The sequence below is a fragment of the Streptantibioticus rubrisoli genome (assembly GCF_024436055.1).
Classification (GTDB): domain Bacteria; phylum Actinomycetota; class Actinomycetes; order Streptomycetales; family Streptomycetaceae; genus Streptantibioticus_A; species Streptantibioticus_A rubrisoli.
Genome location: NZ_JANFNH010000002.1, coordinates 97,653 through 114,559 on the forward strand (window position 1 = coordinate 97,653; position 16,907 = coordinate 114,559).

Genomic DNA, 16,907 nt, shown 5'->3' on the forward strand with positions numbered 1-16,907 from the left:
ATGGCAGCGCGGAACCGCGCTGCCATGCGTAGCCCGGTCGCGGCCCCCAGCGTCGGACGCAACGGACGCCGGGGACAGGGTGGTTGGGGTTACTGCAGTGGTGACGCGGGCGTGGGCGTGACGCGGGTGACGACGGACCTCTCGGGGATGAGCAGTCCGTACACCACCGGGCCGATGTCGTTCTTCCAGCGGTCGCTGTCGTAGACGGCCGAGTACTGCGCTTCGCGCTGGGTCTCGTCGTCGAAGCGTCTGATCCACACATAGCCGTCCGGGTTCTGCTCGTCGGTGAACGAGGCGACGACCTTGACGCCCTTCGACGACTGGAACGGGATGACCACCTCCTCCATGAAACGGATCCACTCCTGGCGGCGTCCGGGCTGGCTCTGGTAGTAGCGGATCTCGTAGAACACGGGATCGCTGCTCCAATCTCTGGGGCTCTCAGGGCGACATGAGCGACACGAGACGGTCGGCCTGTCGTCGGGACAGCGGGAAAAAGGGGCGGTGGGTCAGGTGGTGACGCGCAGGACGAGCTTGCCGCGGGTGCGGCCGTTCTCACCGCGCATGTGCGCCTGGGCCGCTTGCTCCAGGGGGAAGACTTCTTCGACCTCGACCATGACTTCCCCGGTGTCGATGAGTTCGGCGATCCGGGCCAGGGCGGGGCCGTCCGGCTCGACGAGGAACGGGGTGACCCGTACCCCGCGGTAGTGTGCGGCGGCGGCCAGTTCGGGTGAGACACCGGCCGGGATGGCGACGAGCAGACCATCCGGGCGCAGGACTTCCAGCGAGCGCAGTGCGGTGTTGTCGTGGGTGTCGCCGACCAGGTCGATGACGATGTCGACATCGCGCGCGACGTCCTCGAAGCGGGTGGTGGTGTAGTCGATGACCTCGTCGGCGCCGAGTTCCTTCAGCCAGGTGTGGCGGGTGCTGCTGGCGGTGGCGGTGACGTGGGCGCCGAGGTGTTTGGCGAACTGGACCGCGAGGTGGCCGACGCCTCCGGCGGCGGCGTGGACGAGTACGTGTTGCCCTGGGCGTACGTGGGCGGTGTCCACCAGGGCCTGCCAGGCGGTGAGGGCGGCCAGCGGGACGGCGGCGGCCCGTTCGTGGCCTACGGTGGCGGGCTTGCGGGCGAACTGGCGGGCGGGGGCGGTGACGTACTCGGCGTAGCCGCCCGCGGCGCGCGGGAACCACGGCATTCCGTACACCTGGTCGCCGACCTGGAGCGTGGTCACGCCGAAGCCGGTGGCCTCCACCACGCCGGAGACGTCCCAGCCCAGCACGAAGGGCGGCTCGCCCAACACACCGGCCATGCCCGTGCCGCCCCGGGTCTTCCAGTCCACGGGATTGACACCGGCCGCGTGCACGCGCACCAGTACCTCTGTCGGCAGTGGCTCGGGGCGGGGTACCTGCTGGGTTCGCAGCACCTCCGGGCCGCCGAAACGGTCCTGGACCACCGCGCGCATCATGGCTGCGGACATGCGTCATCTCCTGGGAACGTGCCTGTGACGGAAGGCCGTCGGCGGCCTTCCTGCTGACGGGAGTGACGCTATCCGCGAGGGTGTAGTTACCATCAAGGGCTCCTACTTCCCATTGGAAAGCAACCTGGTGAGGAGAGTTCGGATGACGACCAGCTGCCCGAGCGGACAGCACGCGCACCACGATGTCTACGCCGCCCAGTGCCCCTGCCGGGCTCTGCTCGACCTGCTCGCCAACAAGTGGTCGGCCCTGGCCATCGGCGCACTCGAACAGGGGCCGCAACGGTTCGGCGCACTCCAGCGCCGCCTGCAGGGCGTCAGCCCCAAAGTACTGACCCAGACCCTGCGCCGTCTCGAAGACTTCGGCCTGGTCGACCGCACCGTCTACCCCGCCGTCCCCCTCCACGTCGAATACGCCCTCACCGCCCTCGGCAAGAGCGCCTCCGTACCCCTCAACGACCTACGCACCTGGGTCGAGCAGAACCTCGACAACACCGGCCCGCGGGAGCCGATCCCCGAGGCCTGAAGGCGAGCGGCCGAACGGCCTGACCCGAGGGTCACCCGGCCGTGGAGGTGGAGCGTGCCCCCAGATGGTCCGCTCGCTGGAGGCGAGCCCAGGCGGCGGGGACCACGCGGAGTGGGTGCGTTGCTACCAGTGTTGCCGGTGGACGACTTCGTCGAGGGGGCGTCGATCGGGTCGCTGGATGGGTCTGAGCGGACCACCGGCCGGGTGGCCCAGTGCGATGAGGTACGCGCACTCGCGGTCGGTGGGGAGGCCGAGTAGCCGCCGGGCCAGGTCCTGGTCGGCCACCGCGGCGTGGCCGCTGCCGATGCCGAGGTCCGCAGCGGCCAGCATGATGCTCATCGTGGCCTGACCGAGGTCGTACTGGGCGCGTTCGCGTTGCCCGGCATCATCATGGACGCCGGTGACCAGCGCGATCGTGGCCGCGGAGCGGGCGACATGACTGGCTCCGCGCCACACGTTCGAAAGTTCGGCCAGGCGGCCGCGATCGGTGACAACCACGAAGTCCCAAGGCTGCCAGTTTCGCGACGACGGTGCGCGACGGCCCGCTTCGAGGATCCGGTTCAGATCCTCGTCGGGGATCGGCCGGTCCGCGTAGTCGCGCACGTTCCGCCGAGAGGTGATGGCGTCCCAGGTCTCCATGCCACTCACCCTGCCCACACTCCGTGCACCTCGCGCCCGGTGCTGCTCCGTTCGCGGCGGGCGCGGCGGCCATGATGCCGCCGGGGGAGTCGTCGGCCACTCATCGAACGGAGTTCGTCCTCGGTATGCTCGGAACATGCCACCGACTCCTCAGCAACGGCGTGCGGCGCGGCACCACCAGCCACTTCCTGATGCGACTGCGCCGCCGGCGCGTGTCCGGCGCTCGAAGCCGATCACGGTGGACGCCGTCATCGACGCAGCGCTCGACATCGTGGCGCGCGAGGGCTACGGAGCCCTGACCATGCGTCGCGTGGCAGCCGCTTTGGAGACCGGACCGGCGTCGCTGTACGCCCACGTTGTCAACAAAGAGGACCTGGACGAGCTGCTCATCGGCCGCCTGTGTGCCGAGATCGACCTGCCCGAGCCGGACCCCGCCGCCTGGCGCGAGCAGATCACCAGCATTTGCTGTCAACTGCGCGACCAGTACCTGCGCTACCCCGGCCTCTCCCGGGCCGCACTCGCCGTCGCCCCCACCAATCAGGACACCCTGCGTCTCAGCGAGAGCATGCTCGCCATCCTGCTGGCCGCGGGCATCGCGCCGCAGACCGCCGCCTGGGGCATCGACTCCCTGACGCTCTACGTCAACGCCTACACACTTGAAGTCTCCCTGCTCCGCCACCCCGGCGACGAGTGGGTCGTCAGCCGGGACGAACTACTGCGCCGCTTCTCCGCGCTGCCGGACACCTTCCCGCAGACCAAGCGCTATGCCGCCGAAATCACCTCGGGTATCGACCACGAACGCTTCGCCTTCACCATCGAGCTGATGCTGGACGGCCTCGCGCGCTCCTGACGCCAGTTCCGCCAGGCAGGCGGAGGGCATCAGGCAATCGCGCACAGCATTGCGGGCTGGTTGTGCCACAAGTCCGCCGACTTCGTGTCGGCTGGCCGGAGGCCGTCTGCCGAATCCCGCTACCGTCGATCCATGCGCCTGCTGCTCACCTCGGACACTCATCTGCCGAAACGCGCCAAGAAGCTCCCCGAGGAACTCCTGGCGCAGTTGGAGCTCGCCGATGTGGTGGTGCACGCCGGTGACTGGGTCGACCTCGCCACTGTCACCCTCTTCGCCTCACGTGCCCGGCGGCTGATCGGTGTGTACGGCAACAACGACGGCCCCGAGCTGCGCGCCCGGCTACCCGAGGTGGCCCGCGCCGAGTTGGACGGGCTGCGGTTCGGCGTCGTCCACGAGACCGGACCGACGCGCGGTCGCGACCAGCGCTGCGCGCGGCGGTTCCCGGATCTGGACGTACTGGTCTTCGGGCACAGTCACATCCCGTACGACTCCACCGCTCCCGGCGGACTCCGGCTGCTCAACCCCGGCTCGCCGACCGACCGTCGACGCCAGCCCTACTGCAGCTACATGACCGCGGCCACGGAGCCGGGACGCCTCGCCGAGGTCGTCCTGCACGCCCTGCCGCCCCGTCGATGATCCGTTCTGCCCCTGGGGTGTCCGGTCCCGCGTACGTCGGCTACACCGGGCCGGGCAGTACCCGCTCCAGCGCTTCCCAACTGCTGTCCCGAGCCCGCTCGGCGGCTTCCGCACGTCCGCCGCCGCGCAACCCGAACAGGCGCTTGGCCACAAGGAGATAGACGACCACCGCCAGGTTGATCAACAGGGTGAGGACCTTCGTGGGGGTGACGCGCGAGCTCAGCTCGTAGACCTCCGGTACGAGGAGCACGGTGGTGGCCACGAACGTGAGGTACTCCGCCCAGCGCTTGGTGAGCCACAGCCCGACCGCCTCGACGCCCTCCAGCAACGCGTATCCGGCCAGTACCAGACCGATCAACCAGAGCGTGGAGGAACGGGCGGCGAACGCCTTGGCTAGGTCCCCGAGGAGGCCGTGCCGGGTGGTGCCGCTGGCGCCGCCGACGCCGTTCTGCAGCACGTCCATGATCCGGTAGAAGGGAGCCCTGAGGCTGGCGCGGGTGTCCGCGAAGACCAGTACGCTGACGGCGAGCACTCCCAGGACCAGGAAGTGCAGGAGCCGGTCGAGGGCGATCAGCCGCAGGACATAGCGGTCGCGCAGCGGCTTCCCCCGCAGTGGGAGGGTGATCTCGTCGCGCTCGGGTGGGAACTCCCGCTCGGGCCTGGCTGGCGGCGGCAGCGGCAGCCAGGCGTCACAGCGCAGACAGCGGTGCCAGCGCAGCCCCTCCGCGAACTCGCGCACCAGCAGGGCGTCGTCGGGGCGCACCCGGCGCGCGCCGGTGCCCTCCAGGTGGTGGCCGTGCAGGCCGCACCCGAGGAGTTCATAGCGCAACCGGTGCTTCTCGGTGCCCGTCCCCGGGGCAGGTGCGAGACCGTTTCCCTCCGCCATGTCCGCCTCCCACGCGCCTGCTGCCGTCGTCTTCGTACGGCGCCGTCTCCACGGATCCGGCGCCGTCTTCAGTCTGTGCCACGCGCCCCCGCGATTCCGAGACCCGAAAGGTCGCGTCGCCGTACCGCTCAGGTCAGCAGCTGACCGATCGCCACCAGGCCCACCGCGACGATCACCACCCGCAGCACGGTGGACGAGAGCCTGCGGCCAAGACGGGCCCCCGCCTGGCCGCCAATCACCGAACCGGCGGCGATCAGCAGCACCGCCGACCAGTCGAAGTGCGCGACGAAGAGGAAGACAACGGCCGCCACCCCGTTGACGAGCAGGGCCAGGACGTTCTTCACCGCGTTGATCCGCTGGAGGTCCTCGTGGAGCAAGGTACCGAGCAGCCCGATGAGCAGTACACCCTGTGCGGCGCCGAAGTAACCGCCGTACACCCCGGTGGCGAACACCCCGGCGACGAGTACCCAACTCGTCTTCTGCTGAGCCGCGTTACCGCGCCGCGCGGCCACCGCGCGGGCGATGCGCGGCTGCAGCACCACCAGGACCAGTGCCGCCGCGATGAACACCGGAACGACCGTCGCGAAGATCCCCGCGGGCAGGGTGAGCAGCAGCAGCGCACCGACGAGTCCGCCGATCAGGGAAGCCGGACCCAGCCGGACCAGAGGCGCGCGCAGCCCCGCCAGCTCACGGCGATAGCCGATGACGGCGCTGACCGACCCGGGCACCAGGCCGAGGGTGTTGGAGACGTTGGCGGTAACGGGCGGCAGGCCCACGGCGAGCAGTACCGGAAAGGTGAGGAGCGTCCCGGAGCCGACGACAGCATTGATCGTTCCGGCCCCTACGCCCGCCGCGAAGACGGCGCACGCGTCCCATATCGTCATGTGTTCATCCCGTCGACGTGTTCCGGTCCGATCTGGTACCGGTCACTTGGACAAAGCTGAAGAATGGTAACGGCCGGTCCCGCGACGGCGTTTCGGCTGGCGGACGCGCATCGCTCCAGGCGCTCTACGGAGCCCGTCGGCAGCCGTTCGCGGCCGATGGTGTTACGCTGCCCTCAGCACGCGAGTTCGCCCGACAGTGGCGCCGGTGCTCGTTCGTCTCACTCATCTCCCCGTCCCGGGCTCTGCCTTCTCGACCGGCCCGCAGGGACGTCACACGGTCTCCCGCAACGACCGCCGGTGAGCACATCAGTCATCACGGCCGTCGCCCCTCGGGCAGCGAACGGGGCTCGCCCGAGCACGCGCCGCATTCCCGTCGCGGCTCCTTCCCCTCACTCCCGTGCCCAGAAAGGGCATCCATGACCACCACCATCGCACCACGTTCGCGACACGACCACCGCAGCACCCCCGTCCCGGTCGCCGGTCTCTTCGACCGGATCGGCAACCACGGCCATCTCCGTGTCGACGGCTACCTGCCGGGACCACGGGACGTGCGCGTGACCACATCGCTGGAGCACCAACTCGGCCTGCGCAAAGGCGACTTCATCGAAGGACTGATGGACGCCGAGGCACCCGCGCAAGGCGACGGACAACGCGGCAGGCAGCGCGTGCTCGTTCGCGTCGAGCGCGTCAACGGCGTCGCGCCCGACCGGATTTCCAGGCGGCCGCACTTCGCCGATCTCACGCCGGTCCACCCCACCGAGCGGCTTCGTATGGAAACGAGCCCGACGGTGCTGGCAACCCGCGTCATCGACCTGATCGCGCCCATCGGCAAGGGCACCCGCGGGCTGATCGTGGCACCGCCCAAGGCCGGGAAGACCATGCTCCTCAAAGCCGTCGCCGAGGCCGTGGCCCGCAACCATCCCAACTGCCACCTGATGGTCGTGCTGCTGGACGAGCGCCCCGAGGAAGTCACCGACATGCGGCGCTCGGTGCGCGGCGAGGTGGTCTCCTCCACCTTCGACCGCCCGGCAGCGGATCACGTCAGCACCGCCGAACTGGCCGTGGAGCACGGCAAGCGCCTGGTCGAGCAGGGACGCGAGGTGGTGATCCTGCTCGACTCCATCACCCGCCTGTGCCGTGCCTACAACAACAGCGCCGCGGGCAAGGGCCGCACGCTCAGTGGTGGTGTTGACGCCGCGGCGCTCCACGGCCCCAAGCGCCTCTTCGGCGCGGCCCGCGCCATCGAGACGGGCGGGTCCCTGACGATGCTGGCCACGGCGTTGGTCGAGACCGGATCACGTGCTGACGACCACTACTTCGAGGAACTGAAGGGCACGGGCAACATGGAGTTGCGGCTCAGCCGCGCCCTCGCCGACAGCCGGACGTTTCCCGCCGTGGACATCAGCCTCTCGGGCACCCGCCGTGAGGAGATCCTCCTGGCAGCCGACGAACTGGCCGCCCTGCGCAGGCTGCGGCGTGTGCTGGGCGCCCGGGACGCCCACCAGTCCGCCGAGTTGCTCCTGGACCACCTGCGGCGCACCGCCGGGAACGCGGAGTTCATCCAGCACATCAACCAGAACGCCGCGCCCAACGGGCGTTGACCGCACGCGGATGTTATGGAGCGAGGTCCATAACGCGGGTGTTATGGAGCGGCGGGATGTTCCCAACCGTCCTGGAGCCGCACAGCCTTGGGTGGCATGAAAACGTGAGCGCGGCCCCTGGCGGCTCCCAGTGAAATGTGAAATATTACTGACGTGTCCATGGGAGACTCTTCCGACGTCATCGTCGTCGGGGCCGGAGTGGTCGGAGCGGCCTGCGCCTACTACGCCACCCGCTCCGGCCTGTCCGTCACCGTCATCGATCGCGGCCCCGTCGCGGGCGGCACCACGGGCGCGGGCGAAGGGAACCTTCTGGTCTCCGACAAGGAGCCGGGCCCCGAGCTGGAACTCGCCCTGCTCTCAACGCGGTTGTGGCGCGAGCTGGCCGAGCCGCTTCCCCTGCAGATCGAGTACGAGGCCAAGGGCGGCCTGGTCGTCGCCTCGGACCCGGCGGGCATGGACACGCTGCGCGAGTTGGCCAGGGGGCAGGAGAAGGCGGGAGTGCTGGCGGAGGAGATCCCGGCCGACCGCCTGGCCGAGCTGGAGCCGCACCTCGCCCCCGATCTGGCGGGCGGCTTCCACTATCCCCAGGACGCCCAGGTCCAACCCGCGCTCGCCGCAGCCCACTTGCTGCGCGCCTCAGATGCGCGGATCCGCCTCGGTGAGGAGGTCACCGGCATCCTCACCGCCACGACCGGCGAGGTGACCGGGGTCCGAACGGCAACCGGAACCGTCCACGCCCCGCACGTGGTGAACGCCACCGGTACCTGGGGCGGCGAACTGGCCCAACGCGCGGGCACCGAGCTACCCGTGCTACCGCGCCGCGGCTTCGTCCTCGTCACCGAACCACTGCCACGCGTGGTGCGGCACAAGGTGTACGCGGCGGACTACGTCCGCGATGTGGCCAGCGATTCGGCGGCGCTGCAGACCTCACCGGTGGTCGAGGGCACCCCGGCGGGCCCGGTGTTGATCGGCGCCAGCCGGGAGCGGGTCGGCTTCGACCGCACGCTCTCGGTGGAGGCCCTGCGTCGACTGGCGGCCCAGGCCACGGCGCTGTTCCCGGTGTTGGCCGGAGTTCGGGCGGTGCGGGCGTACGCGGGCTTCCGCCCGTATCTGCCCGACCACCTGCCCGCGATCGGCCGTGACCCCCGCGTCCCCGGGCTGCTGCATGCCTGCGGCCACGAGGGCGCGGGGATCGGGCTCGCCCCGGCCACGGGGGCGCTGATCGCTGGGATGTTGAGCGGTGGCCCACTGCCGCTGGACCCTGCGCCGTTCAGCCCCGCGCGCTTCGTTGGTGGCGCGGCGCCGTAGGGGGTGCGGTGGATTTTCCCGCCCACCCGCCCCTTCCTTCCGACCCGCCCACCCTTCTCTCCGACCCACCTGTCCTTTCCGTCCCGCCCGCCTCTTTTCGTTCCCGCCCCGCCGCATCTGGAAGGAGGCCCGCAGTGGCCCGTACCCCCAGCGAACTGGTCAGGGCTGAGCCCGGTCCGCCGTTCGAGATCACGGTCGACGGCAGGGCGATCACCGCCCTGCCCGGGCAGTCCATCGCCGCGGCCCTGTGGTGTGCTGGCGTACTCGCCTGGCGCTCCACCCGCGGTGGCGGTCGCCCGCGCGGCGCCTTCTGCGGTATCGGCCAGTGCTATGACTGCCTCGCCACCGTCAACGGCGAACCCAACAGAAGGGCATGCCTGGTGCCCGCCCGACCCGGTGACGCGATCACCACCCAGGAGGGACACGGCCGTGCCGGACTCGGCGTCTGAACCCTACGACCTGGCGGTGATCGGCGCGGGCTGTGCCGGTCTGGCGGGTGCCGTCACCGCGTCCGAACTCGGCCTGCGGGTCTGCCTGCTGGACGGCTCGGGGCAGGTCGGCGGCCAGTTCTTCCGGCATCCCGCCCCAGCCCTCGGCGCGCTGCGGCCGCAGGCCCTGCACCATGACTGGCCCGCCTTCGCGGCACTGCGCCAACGACTGGAGGCCAGCGACACCCGCCGTCTCCTGGGGCACCAGGTGTGGACCGTGACGCGGGGGAGCGGTGAACTGTGGACGGTGCACGCTCTCAGCGGCGTTGACGGCGGGGCCGAGCGCCCGGTGCGGGTGCACGCCCGCGCGGTCCTGCTCGCGACCGGTGCGTACGAGAGGCAACTGCCCTTCCCTGGCTGGACGTTGCCCGGAGTGGTGGCCGCCGGGGGCGCCCAGGCGATGCTCAAGTCCGGTCTGGCGCTGCCCGGTAAGCGGATCGTCGTCGCCGGAAGCGGGCCGCTGCTGCTCGCCGTCGCCTCCTCGCTCGCCGCCGCCGGGGCACAGGTGCCCGCCATCGTCGAGGCCTCCGGCTACCTCCGCTACGTGACCCACGCGCGCGCCCTGGTGGCCAACCCGCGCAAGGTACTTCAGGGCGCGGTGCACGGCGCGTCCCTGCTGCGGCACCGGGTGCGACCGCACAGCCGTAGTGCGGTCACCGCGGCGCACGGCACCGATCGGGTGGAGGCCGTGACCGTCTCCCGGCTCGACCAGGACTGGCGGCCGGTGCCGGGAACGGGCCGCCGCATCAGCTGCGACGCCCTGGCCGTCGGCCATGGACTGGTCCCGCAGATTGAACTGGCCACCGGACTGGGCTGCGCGACCCGGCGCACGCCCGACGGAACGCACGCCCTCGTCCTCGACGGCCGCCAGGAGACCTCCGTGCCGGGAGTGTGGGCGGCGGGTGAGACCGGCGGCGTCGGTGGCTGGGAACTCGCCCGCGTGGAGGGCGAGTTGGCGGGAAGGGCGGTGGCCTTCCGGCTGCGTGGGGTGCTCGTTGACCCGGCGCGCGTCCGGGAGCTTCGCCGCCGCCGCGACCGGATGCGCGCCTTCGCCGACGCCATGGCTGTCGCCCACGCGCCCCGCCCGGGCTGGACCCACTGGCTCGACGACGACACCGATGTCTGCCGGTGCGAGGAGGTGACGGCACGCCGCGTCCGGGAGGCGGCGGCCGAACTGGGCGCCAGGGATGCCCGCACCGTCAAACTCCTCACCCGGGCCGGAATGGGCTGGTGCCAGGGCCGCATGTGCGCCGCGGCCGTCGCCTGCCTGGCGGCGGGCGGAGGCGACGAGGGCGTACCGCCTTCACCTGAGCGCCGACCACTGGCCGTACCCGTGCCCCTCGGCCTGCTCGGCTCACCGGCCGGGGCCGACGAAGCCGGGGCCGACGAAGCTGGGATCAACGAAGCCGGGGCCGACGAATAGCTCCCCGCACGGCATCCCTCACGTTCACTGCCGTGCGCCACCGCACAACAACGATCGCTGCACAACAACGATCGCCGTACAACGGCGATCACTGAAAATGTCACACACCATAGAAGGGCCGACTGGCATGACCACCAGTTCGTGGAATCCCGAACGTCCCTGGCGCGGCGTGATGGTCGCCACCGCGCTCCCCCTGCGCGAGGACCTCTCCGTCGACTACGACGCCTACGCCGAGCACGTCCACTGGCTGATCGAGAACGGTTGCGACGGCGTGGTCCCCAACGGGTCCCTCGGCGAGTACCAGACCCTCACCGCTGAGGAACGCGCCCAAGTGGTGCGTACCGCCGTCGAGGCGGCGGGAGACGGTGCCCGGGTGATGCCCGGGGTGGCCGCCTACGGCAGTGCGGAGGCGCGCCGGTGGACCGAGCAGGCGGCGGAGGCGGGCTGCGGCTGCGTGCTGCTGCTGCCGCCCAACGCCTACCGTGCCGACGAGGCCGCGATACGCGCCCACTTCGCCGAGGTGGCCAGGGCCAGATTGCCGGTCGTCGCGTACAACAACCCCATCGACACCAAGGTCGACCTCGTTCCTGCCCTGCTGGCCCAACTCCACGCGGACGGAAGCGTGGTGGCGGTCAAGGAGTTCACCGGTGATGTGCGCCGGGCCTACGAGCTGGCCGAACTCGCCCCCGGGCTCGATCTGTTGATCGGGGCGGACGACGTGCTCGTCGAACTGGCCATGGCCGGTGCCGTCGGCTGGGTCGCGGGATACCCCAACGCGTTTCCGGCTACCTGCTGCGAGCTGTACCGCGGTGCCGTCGCGGGGGACCTTCAGGCGGCACTGCCCCTGTACCGGTCGCTCCATCCGCTGCTGCGCTGGGATTCGAAGACCGAGTTCGTGCAGGCCATCAAGGCATCCATGGACATCGTCGGTCGTCATGGCGGACCCTGCCGCCCGCCGCGCTCGCCGCTCACCGCCCAGGTCGAGGCCGCCGTGCGCGCCGCCACCGAGAAAGCCGTCGCCGAGGGCCACCACTGACCGCCCGACCCGCGAAAGGACGCCCGTGCGCACCCGTCATGTCTTCCACGCCGTCGACTCCCACACCGAGGGCATGCCAACCCGCGTCATCACCGGCGGCGTCGGGGTGATCCCCGGCGCCACGATGGCCGAACGCAGACTGCACTTCATCAAGCACCTGGACCACATCCGCACCCTGCTGATGTACGAGCCACGCGGCCACGCCTCCATGAGCGGTGCGATCCTGCAGCCCCCGACCAGATCGGACGCCGACTTCGGGGTGCTGTTCATCGAGGTCTCCGGTGTGCTGCCGATGTGCGGGCACGGCACCATCGGGGTCGCCACCGTCCTGGTGGAAACCGGCATGGTCGAGGTCCACGAGCCGATCACCACCGTGCGGCTGGAGACCCCGGCGGGCCTGGTCCACGCCGACGTACGCGTCGAGAACGGCGCGGCCAAGGCGGTCACGTTCACCAACGTGCCCGCGTTCTGCCTCGGCCTCGACCGGGAGGTCCAGGTGCCGGGGTACGGGACGGTGCGCTACGACCTGGCCTTCGGCGGCAACTTCTACGCCTTCGTCGAACTGGACGCGCTGCGGCTGCCGTTCGACCGCTCCCGCAAGGACGACCTGCTCACCGCGGGCCTTGCCGTCATGGACGCCGTCAACGCCTCGCCGAGCCGCCCGGTCCACCCCGAACGGCCGGAGATCAGCGGTCTCAAGCACGTCTACCTCGCCGCGCCCGGCTCCGACGCGCAGCGGTCCCGGCACGCCATGGCGATCCACCCCGGCTGGTTCGACCGGTCACCCTGCGGCACCGGCACCTCCGCGCGCATGGCCCAGCTCCACGCGCGCGGCGAACTCCCGCTCCACCGCGACTTCGTCAACGAGTCGTTCATCGGTACCGAGTTCACCGGTCGGCTCGTCGAGGAGACCCGGGTCGGCGGCGTGCCCGCCGTCGTCCCCACCATCACCGGACGGGCCTGGATCACCGGCACCGCCCAGTACTTCCTCGACCCGGCCGACCCCTTCCCCGGAGGCTTCCTCCTGTGACCACGTCCTCGCTCGTCGTCTCACACAACCCAGCCGATCCGGCAGACCTCCTGCTGCGCGTCCCGGAGCCCGGTGCCGCCGCCGTGGCCGATGCCGTCACCAAGGCCCGCGCCGCCCAACCGGGGTGGCTGGCCGGTGGCGCGGGCGCCCGTGCGGCGGCCCTGGCCGCCATCGCCGAGGCCATCGAGGCCGCGGCAGCCGAGCTGGCCGCACTGGCCGTGCGCGAGGTGGGCAAGCCGCTCACCGAAGCCCGGGCCGAGGTGGCACGTACCGCGGCCATCTGGCGGTACTACGCCCAGGCCCCCTACGACCCCACCGGCGCCGTCCACGAACCCTTCGGCGGGTCCGGGCTGTTGCTCACCCGCCGCCGCCCGCACGGAGTCGCGGGCCTGATCACCCCCTGGAACTTCCCCTTCGCCATCCCCAGTTGGAAGGCGGCCCCGGCACTGGCGGTCGGCAACACGGTGGTCCTCAAACCCGCGCCCGAGGCCACGGCATGCGCCCTGCGCCTCGCCGAGATCCTCCAACAGACGCTGCCGCGCGCGGTGTTCACCGTGGTTCCCGGCGGCGCGACCGAAGGCGGCGCCCTGATCGCGTCCTCGGACGCCGTTTCGTTCACCGGGTCCACAGCGGTCGGCAACGAGGTGGTGCGCACCGCGACCGCCCGTAACATCCCGGTACAGGCCGAGATGGGCGGGGTCAACGCGGCGATCGTCCTACCCGACGCCGACATCGAACGGGCCGCCGCCCACATCGCCGCCGCGATCGCCGGATACGCCGGACAGAAGTGCACGGCCACCAGCCGGGTCATCCCGGTCGGCGCCGCCCACGGCCCGCTGCGCGAGGCCCTCGCCGCGGCGCTGGGGGAGTTGCGCACGGGCGACCCGGCCGACCCGGCCACCGTCTGCGGCCCGCTCATCAGCGAGCAGGCCCGAGAACGCGTCGGCCAGGCATGTCAGGGCCTGGCGGTACTGGCTGGCGGCACCACCCCCGACCGGCCCGGCTGGTACGCGGCTCCCACCCTGGTCGAGAAGCTGCCACCGGACCACGGACTGCTTCACGAGGAGGTCTTCGGCCCCGTCGCCGCGCTGCTGCCCGCGGACGACCTGGCCCACGCGGTACGGATGGCCAACTCCGTCCGGTACGGCCTGGTCACCTCGGTGCACACCGCTGACCTTGACGCGGTTCTGCACGGGCTCGACCATCTCGACACCGGCATGGTCCGCCTCAACGCCCCGTCCACCGGCGTCGACTTCCACCTGCCGTTCGGCGGCACCAAGGCCTCCAGCCACGGGGCCCGCGAGCAGGGGCGCGCCGCCCTTGACTTCTACACCCGCACCCGCACGTACACCCTGACCCCGGGCGCGGCCATGTGACACCGTACGCTGAAGTCCGACTCGGAAACGGAGAGCGTCATGGGGCACCTGAAATCGCGCAACCTCATCACCGCCCATGAGCGGTTGCGCGACCAGGTCGCCCACGCCCTGCGCGCCGCGCTGATCTCCGGTGAACTCCGCCCCGGCGAGCTGTACTCGGCGCCGGGGCTCGCCGAGGACTTCGGCGTCTCCGCGACGCCGGTCCGCGAGGCGATGCTCGACCTGGCCCGCGAGGGGCTGGTCGAGCCGGTCCGCAACAAGGGCTTCAGGGTCACCGAGGTCAACGAACGCGACCTCGACCAGTACACCGAGATCCGCACCCTGATCGAGGTCCCCACCGTCGGCCGGATAACATGCACCGCGTCCGCCGAGCAACTCCAGGCGCTGCGCCCGCTCGCCGAGGAGATCGTGAGCGCCGCGCGCCGCCACGACCTCATCGGCTACCTGGAAGCCGACCGCCAGTTCCACCTCGGCCTGCTGGCGCTCGCCGGCAACGAACGACTCGTCGAGACCGTGGGCGATCTGCGCAAGCGCTCACGCCTGTACGGGCTGACCGCCCTCAACGAACGCGGCCAACTGCTCCCCTCCGCCGAGGAACACCTGGAACTGCTGGAGCTGATGCTGGCTGGTGACGCCGAGGGCGCCCAGAAGTGCATGACCCGCCACCTGGGACATGTCCGCTCCCTGTGGGCCAAGGGCGAGGGTCGGCAAGCCCGGTAGCGCGGGACCGGGGGGCGGTCAGGGCGCCCAGCGCGCAGCTGGCCCGGACTCGCGCGGACCAGGGTGAGTCAGGCGGGGCGGCGGCCCCAGCAGGTGATGAGCGGGGCGGTGGTGACGTCCAGTTCCTCGCTGTCGAGGTTGGCCAGGTGCTGGTCGATCTCCGACTCGGTGGCCAGCCGGTTCCCCACCAGCTGCTCGCGCAGCTGACGTACGGTGGCCGCCTCCAGCTCCCGGCAGTCTGGCGAGGTGACCGGGAAGTACCCTTCCGCTCGAACATCGCGCAGCCCGGCACCGCGCAGCAGGGCGGGCAGCGTCCGGCCGAAGGAGAGGTCCACGCCCCGCTGGGCGAGCAGCGTACGGAACCCCCGACGGATGCGGTTGGCCAGTTCCTCCACTGGACCGCGCTCGTGCAGGCAGGCCAGCGGCTGCAGCGCCGGGTCGGCGTCCTCCACCACCAGCCAGCCGCCAGGGCGCACCGCCGCGGCCAACCGCCGCAGCACCTCGGCCCGGGTGGGCAGATGCACCAGCACCAGGCGCGCGTGCACCAGGTCGAAGCCACCGCCCGGCGGTTCCTCCCGCACCACATCGTGCCGCCGCACCTCGACCGGGGCGGCCAGACCGGTCAGCCAGCAGGTGTCGATGTCCGTCGCCAGCACGAGCCCGGTGGTCCCCACCCGTTCGGCGAGGGCGGTGGGCACCGAGGTCCCGCCCGCACCCACCTCCCAGCAGCGCCACCCGGCCGTCAGCCCCACCCGCTCCAGGTGGCCGAGCGTCCAGGGATCGAAGATCCCGGCGAAGGCATCGAACCGCCGACCGGCCTCACGTTGCCGGTTGTCCAGCAGATACCCGTTTTCTTGCGTCATGCGGCCATCCTCGCGCACCGAGGATGCGCGGCCGACCAGGACATACGCTGCCGCGCGCTTACAGCGGCGGCACCTTGGGCAGCGGCCCGCCGCCACTGTCCAAACCGGTGCCGTCGGTGCGGCCGGTCAACCAGCCGACCAGGGCGTGGGCGGAGCCCGTGACCGTCAGCGGCGGGCCTTCCGGGCGGCCGGTGGGCCAACGCTGGCCGTCGTCGGTGACTAGGAGCAGGGCGGGCAGCCCGCCGTGCCCGGCGAACTTCACCGTTGCCAGGAAGCGCAGTTCGGCGTGGACGAACTCCGGCGGGAGCTGGTCGACGGTGTAGCCGACGTCGAGATCCACATGGTGCAGCTCGACCTCGGCCAGGCGGCGCAGCGCCAGCCGCTCCGCCCGTTCCACCACGCCGTTGCGCATTTCGACCTGGTAGCCGAAGCGGTCGGGGGGCAGTGCGGCGGCGGCCGCGTCGAAGCGGGCGGCGGTGGCGCGCAGATCGGTCAGGTGCTCGGCCAGCGGCCGGTCGGCGTCGCGCTCGATGTCGGCCGCGCGTGCGTCGGCGCTGGCGTACATCGGGGTGCGGACGTCCGTACGCGCCCAGTTGAGCAGGTTGACCAGGGCGTCGGCGTTGCGTGCCAGGTGCGCCAGTACATGGCCGCGGGTCCAGCCGGGCAGCAGGGACGGCTCGCGGGCGGCCGCGTCGTCCAGCTTGCCGACGGACACGAGCAGGCGCTCGGTCGCCTCGTGGACGGCCGCCGCGCCATGCCGGAAATCGAACGGGGTGCCGGTCATGGGGCAAAGCTAGCGCGGCGGGCCCCCGCTTGGGGAGAGCACCGCGCAACTCCGCGCACCCGTCCAGGAACGCATCGCGTGCCGCCTGCGCCGACGGGGCGTAACGGCGGTCGAGGCGCAGCGTCAGGTGCTCACGGTCGGCCCCGCGGTCCAGCACCATCTGCAGCTCACCGCGGTAGGCCAACCGCTCCTCGGCGGTGCGGACGAACTGGCGGTAGTTGTAGAAGTAGGTGCCCACCCGCACCACATCGCCGTGCCGCCCGAGCAGTTCGACGCGCGGGGTGCGGCTGCCGCAACCGCACTCGCCCGGCACCGTGCGGCCCAGGTCGCCGATGTCGTACCGCTCAAGGCGCTGCCCCTGCCGCACCCGGCTGGTGAAGACCAG

The 16,907-nt window shown here is 71.3% G+C and carries 18 protein-coding genes; 11 read left to right on the top strand and 7 right to left on the bottom strand.

Going from position 1 to position 16,907, the window contains the following annotated elements; genetic code table 11:
* Nucleotides 1-89: 89 nt before the first annotated feature.
* On the bottom strand, nt 90-410 hold the full coding sequence (locus NON19_RS03780; RefSeq protein WP_255925124.1) for an NIPSNAP family protein: 321 nt from the start codon (nt 408-410) through the stop codon (nt 90-92).
* Nucleotides 411-506: 96 nt separating this feature from the next.
* Nucleotides 507-1,475 (bottom strand): NADP-dependent oxidoreductase, encoded by a 969-nt coding sequence (locus NON19_RS03785; RefSeq protein WP_255925125.1) that lies wholly within the window; start codon nt 1,473-1,475, stop codon nt 507-509.
* A 142-nt stretch (nt 1,476-1,617) separates the two neighbouring features.
* Between NON19_RS03785 and NON19_RS03790 the strand changes: the two genes are divergently transcribed.
* Complete coding sequence (locus tag NON19_RS03790) at nt 1,618-1,998, top strand: winged helix-turn-helix transcriptional regulator (protein ID WP_255925126.1); 381 nt, start codon at nt 1,618-1,620, stop codon at nt 1,996-1,998.
* Nucleotides 1,999-2,121: 123 nt separating this feature from the next.
* Here NON19_RS03790 and NON19_RS03795 read toward each other — a convergent pair whose 3' ends face one another.
* Nucleotides 2,122-2,637 carry a nitroreductase family protein gene (locus NON19_RS03795; protein WP_255925127.1) on the bottom strand — a complete coding sequence of 172 codons (516 nt, stop codon included), beginning with the start codon at nt 2,635-2,637 and terminating at the stop codon, nt 2,122-2,124.
* A 136-nt stretch (nt 2,638-2,773) separates the two neighbouring features.
* On the opposite strand from NON19_RS03795, the gene NON19_RS03800 reads away from it, so the two are divergent.
* Together NON19_RS03800 and NON19_RS03805 are read left to right on the top strand one after the other, a co-directional pair.
* Complete coding sequence (locus NON19_RS03800) at nt 2,774-3,487, top strand: TetR/AcrR family transcriptional regulator (protein WP_255925128.1); 714 nt, start codon at nt 2,774-2,776, stop codon at nt 3,485-3,487.
* A 132-nt stretch (nt 3,488-3,619) separates the two neighbouring features.
* Nucleotides 3,620-4,123, top strand: a complete 504-nt coding sequence (locus NON19_RS03805; protein ID WP_255925129.1) for a metallophosphoesterase family protein — start codon at nt 3,620-3,622, stop codon at nt 4,121-4,123.
* 40 nt (nt 4,124-4,163) lie between these two features.
* Here the strand turns inward: NON19_RS03805 and NON19_RS03810 are convergent, their stop codons facing one another.
* Together NON19_RS03810 and NON19_RS03815 are read right to left on the bottom strand one after the other, a co-directional pair.
* Nucleotides 4,164-5,009: a DUF2127 domain-containing protein gene (locus tag NON19_RS03810; protein ID WP_255925130.1), complete on the bottom strand. Its 846-nt coding sequence runs from the start codon at nt 5,007-5,009 to the stop codon at nt 4,164-4,166.
* 128 nt (nt 5,010-5,137) lie between these two features.
* Nucleotides 5,138-5,893 carry a sulfite exporter TauE/SafE family protein gene (locus tag NON19_RS03815; protein WP_255925131.1) on the bottom strand — a complete coding sequence of 252 codons (756 nt, stop codon included), beginning with the start codon at nt 5,891-5,893 and terminating at the stop codon, nt 5,138-5,140.
* A 416-nt stretch (nt 5,894-6,309) separates the two neighbouring features.
* Between NON19_RS03815 and rho the strand changes: the two genes are divergently transcribed.
* The 8 genes from rho (at nt 6,310) to NON19_RS03855 (ending at nt 14,875) form a co-directional block, all read left to right on the top strand.
* A complete protein-coding gene (rho, locus tag NON19_RS03820) occupies nt 6,310-7,494 on the top strand; it encodes a transcription termination factor Rho (RefSeq protein WP_255925132.1) in 1,185 nt (394 codons plus the stop codon).
* A gap of 159 nt (nt 7,495-7,653) precedes the next feature.
* Nucleotides 7,654-8,802, top strand: coding sequence for an NAD(P)/FAD-dependent oxidoreductase (locus tag NON19_RS03825; protein WP_303653305.1), 1,149 nt, complete (start codon nt 7,654-7,656; stop codon nt 8,800-8,802).
* 134 nt (nt 8,803-8,936) lie between these two features.
* Nucleotides 8,937-9,251 (top strand): (2Fe-2S)-binding protein, encoded by a 315-nt coding sequence (locus NON19_RS03830; RefSeq protein WP_255925134.1) that lies wholly within the window; start codon nt 8,937-8,939, stop codon nt 9,249-9,251.
* Complete coding sequence (locus tag NON19_RS03835) at nt 9,232-10,713, top strand: FAD-dependent oxidoreductase (protein ID WP_255925135.1); 1,482 nt, start codon at nt 9,232-9,234, stop codon at nt 10,711-10,713. The genes NON19_RS03830 and NON19_RS03835 overlap by 20 nt, the downstream gene beginning before the upstream one ends.
* A 127-nt stretch (nt 10,714-10,840) precedes the next feature.
* Entirely contained in the window at nt 10,841-11,749 is a 909-nt protein-coding gene (locus tag NON19_RS03840) for a dihydrodipicolinate synthase family protein (RefSeq protein ID WP_255925136.1), read from the top strand.
* A 25-nt stretch (nt 11,750-11,774) separates the two neighbouring features.
* Nucleotides 11,775-12,779, top strand: coding sequence for a proline racemase family protein (locus tag NON19_RS03845; RefSeq protein WP_255925137.1), 1,005 nt, complete (start codon nt 11,775-11,777; stop codon nt 12,777-12,779).
* Nucleotides 12,776-14,155 carry an aldehyde dehydrogenase family protein gene (locus NON19_RS03850; RefSeq protein WP_255925138.1) on the top strand — a complete coding sequence of 460 codons (1,380 nt, stop codon included), beginning with the start codon at nt 12,776-12,778 and terminating at the stop codon, nt 14,153-14,155. Before NON19_RS03845 ends, NON19_RS03850 begins: the two co-directional genes overlap by 4 nt.
* Nucleotides 14,156-14,194: 39 nt before the next feature.
* Nucleotides 14,195-14,875, top strand: coding sequence for a GntR family transcriptional regulator (locus tag NON19_RS03855; RefSeq protein ID WP_255925139.1), 681 nt, complete (start codon nt 14,195-14,197; stop codon nt 14,873-14,875).
* A gap of 68 nt (nt 14,876-14,943) precedes the next feature.
* Here NON19_RS03855 and NON19_RS03860 read toward each other — a convergent pair whose 3' ends face one another.
* Together NON19_RS03860 and NON19_RS03865 are read right to left on the bottom strand one after the other, a co-directional pair.
* Nucleotides 14,944-15,738 (bottom strand): methyltransferase domain-containing protein, encoded by a 795-nt coding sequence (locus NON19_RS03860; protein WP_255925140.1) that lies wholly within the window; start codon nt 15,736-15,738, stop codon nt 14,944-14,946.
* 58 nt (nt 15,739-15,796) lie between these two features.
* Nucleotides 15,797-16,522: a maleylpyruvate isomerase family mycothiol-dependent enzyme gene (locus NON19_RS03865; protein ID WP_255925366.1), complete on the bottom strand. Its 726-nt coding sequence runs from the start codon at nt 16,520-16,522 to the stop codon at nt 15,797-15,799.
* Nucleotides 16,523-16,907 lie beyond the last annotated feature (385 nt).

What these genes read in the sequence shown, in the direction of transcription:
- NON19_RS03785 (WP_255925125.1), bottom strand. Translation starts at nt 1,475, where the DNA reads ATGTCCGCAGCCATGATGCGCGCGGTGGTCCAGGACCGTTTCGGCGGC.
- NON19_RS03790 (WP_255925126.1), top strand. Translation starts at nt 1,618, where the DNA reads ATGACGACCAGCTGCCCGAGCGGACAGCACGCGCACCACGATGTCTAC.
- NON19_RS03795 (WP_255925127.1), bottom strand. Translation starts at nt 2,637, where the DNA reads ATGGAGACCTGGGACGCCATCACCTCTCGGCGGAACGTGCGCGACTAC.
- NON19_RS03800 (WP_255925128.1), top strand. Translation starts at nt 2,774, where the DNA reads ATGCCACCGACTCCTCAGCAACGGCGTGCGGCGCGGCACCACCAGCCA.
- NON19_RS03805 (WP_255925129.1), top strand. Translation starts at nt 3,620, where the DNA reads ATGCGCCTGCTGCTCACCTCGGACACTCATCTGCCGAAACGCGCCAAG.
- NON19_RS03810 (WP_255925130.1), bottom strand. Translation starts at nt 5,009, where the DNA reads ATGGCGGAGGGAAACGGTCTCGCACCTGCCCCGGGGACGGGCACCGAG.
- NON19_RS03815 (WP_255925131.1), bottom strand. Translation starts at nt 5,893, where the DNA reads ATGACGATATGGGACGCGTGCGCCGTCTTCGCGGCGGGCGTAGGGGCC.
- rho (WP_255925132.1), top strand. Translation starts at nt 6,310, where the DNA reads ATGACCACCACCATCGCACCACGTTCGCGACACGACCACCGCAGCACC.
- NON19_RS03825 (WP_303653305.1), top strand. Translation starts at nt 7,654, where the DNA reads ATGGGAGACTCTTCCGACGTCATCGTCGTCGGGGCCGGAGTGGTCGGA.
- NON19_RS03840 (WP_255925136.1), top strand. Translation starts at nt 10,841, where the DNA reads ATGACCACCAGTTCGTGGAATCCCGAACGTCCCTGGCGCGGCGTGATG.
- NON19_RS03855 (WP_255925139.1), top strand. Translation starts at nt 14,195, where the DNA reads ATGGGGCACCTGAAATCGCGCAACCTCATCACCGCCCATGAGCGGTTG.
- NON19_RS03860 (WP_255925140.1), bottom strand. Translation starts at nt 15,738, where the DNA reads ATGACGCAAGAAAACGGGTATCTGCTGGACAACCGGCAACGTGAGGCC.
- NON19_RS03865 (WP_255925366.1), bottom strand. Translation starts at nt 16,522, where the DNA reads ATGACCGGCACCCCGTTCGATTTCCGGCATGGCGCGGCGGCCGTCCAC.